The organism is Vibrio sp. 1401 (assembly GCF_033340295.1).
The window spans coordinates 1-1,069 of record NZ_JAWOWF010000137.1; the positions used below are offsets into that span (position 1 = coordinate 1).

The window sequence follows — 1,069 nt, forward strand, 5'->3', positions numbered from 1 at the left end:
CGTGCTCTTTTGGTTGGTCGTTTTGTTCAGGGCTTCTACGATACGAACCATTTCAGCAGCCGAGGCATTGCGAAGCTCTACTAGCTCGATCTCTTTGTCACCAGCTTGGTCAACGCGTTTGATGATTTCTGCTAGACGGTTTACTACCGCTGCACGACCGGTGATCAGGATGATATTAGCTGGATCGTAATGAACCACGTTACCCGCCCCGGCGTTATCAATCAGCTGGCGCAATAGCGGTGACAATTCACGAACAGAGACATTTCGCACAGCAACCACGCGAGTGATGACGCTATCGCCTTTTGCGCTGCCATCACCCATAACAGGGATTGCAGAGGTCTTAGAGTCTTTTGCTTTGATGACTTTGAGTACGCCGTTGTCCATTTCTACGACTGCATAGCCGTACACTTCCAACACGTTAAGGAAGAAGCTGTAATATTGCTCTTCGTTTAACACGTCGTAGCTGCGAACGTCGATTTTACCGCGCACCGAAGGGTCAACGATGATGGTCTTTTCTAAGTTACGACCAACAATGTTGATGAATTCTTGAATGTCAGTGCCTTTGAAACTCGCACTAAATTCATTTGCCATCGCGCCTGGAACGCAGAGTAGACTCCCTGCCAGTAACCAAGCACTTTTGCTAAACCAATGTTTCACGTATGTCTCCCTGAACTTACGCTGGTTGCCTAAGTATTACAATTGGATATAGATGTCGTACTGCTGACCATCTCGCTCAACAGTCAAATTCAGTTCTTGCGGATCGCTCATCACTTGCATCAGTTGTACTGAAGAAGACGGATCACTTAAATCGATCCCATTAAGTTGCACCGCAATATCACCAGGTTCTAGACCCACATCATTAAATAACGCCGCATCACGACCCGGAGAAACTCGGTAGCCAATAATGGCGTCGTCTTTTTTCACTGGAGAAATGGTGATGTATTTAAAGACACTCTGTGGATCTTTCGCAATCTCCTCTCGGATTTGCTCTAGTTTGTCACTCACGTCTGACGCAGGTTCTTTCTGTGCAGCTTGCACTCGAGTAGCCTGCGGCGATTCTGACAATTTT

2 protein-coding genes are annotated in these 1,069 nt (G+C 47.1%); both read right to left on the reverse strand.

The features are described 5' to 3' along the window. On the reverse strand, nt 1-657 hold a 657-nt coding region (locus R7Z77_RS24110; RefSeq protein ID WP_318136895.1), incomplete at its 3' end, for a secretin N-terminal domain-containing protein. 36 nt (nt 658-693) lie between these two features. Further along, nucleotides 694-1,069 (reverse strand): type II secretion system protein GspC (gene gspC / locus R7Z77_RS24115; protein ID WP_318136896.1); only part of this gene is annotated, 376 nt, incomplete at its 5' end.